Source organism: Novosphingobium capsulatum NBRC 12533 (assembly GCF_001598375.1).
In the GTDB taxonomy this organism is placed as follows: Bacteria; Pseudomonadota; Alphaproteobacteria; order Sphingomonadales; family Sphingomonadaceae; genus Novosphingobium; species Novosphingobium capsulatum.
Genome location: NZ_BCYV01000070.1, coordinates 1 through 569 on the forward strand (window position 1 = coordinate 1; position 569 = coordinate 569).

Annotated in this window: 1 protein-coding gene; it reads right to left on the reverse strand. The window is 70.7% G+C overall.

Annotated features, from left to right (window positions below; genetic code table 11):
* The coding region (locus SCA01S_RS21600; RefSeq protein ID WP_369405422.1) for an electron transfer flavoprotein subunit alpha/FixB family protein at positions 1 to 567 on the reverse strand (567 nt) is incomplete at its 3' end.
* Positions 568 to 569: the final 2 nt, after the last annotated feature.

Consider the following 569-nt stretch of genomic DNA (forward strand, 5'->3'; position numbering starts at 1 on the left):
CGCGCGGCCGCCCGAGACGATGATCTTGGCGCTGGTCAGTTCGGGCCGCTCGCTCTTGGCGATTTCCGCGCCAACGAAGCTGGAGAGGCCAGCGTCACCCGCGCCGCTCACCGCGTCCACGCTGGCGCTGCCGCCGCTCGCCTCTGCCTTGGCAAAGGCGGTGGCGCGCACCGTCACCACCAGCTTGGCATCGCTGGATTCGACCGTGGCGATGGCATTGCCGGCATAGATCGGCCGGGTGAAAGTCTTGGGCCCTTCGACCGAAAGAATGTCCGACACCTGCGCCACGTCGAGCAGCGCCGCGACGCGCGGCGCGACGTTCTTGCCGGTGGTGGTGGCCGGCGCCACGAAGGCGTCATGGTCGGCCATCAGCCCGGCGACGAGCGGCGCGACGTTTTCCGCCAGCGCATGGGCATAGGCGGCGTCATCGGCCTTGAGCACGGCGGCCACGCCGGCGATCTGCGCAGCGGCCTGGGCCACGCCATCGATGCCTTCGCCCGCGACCAACGCAACCACGTCGCCCAGCTGGCCCGCTGCCGTCACCGCGCTCAGCGTCGCGTCCTTGATGG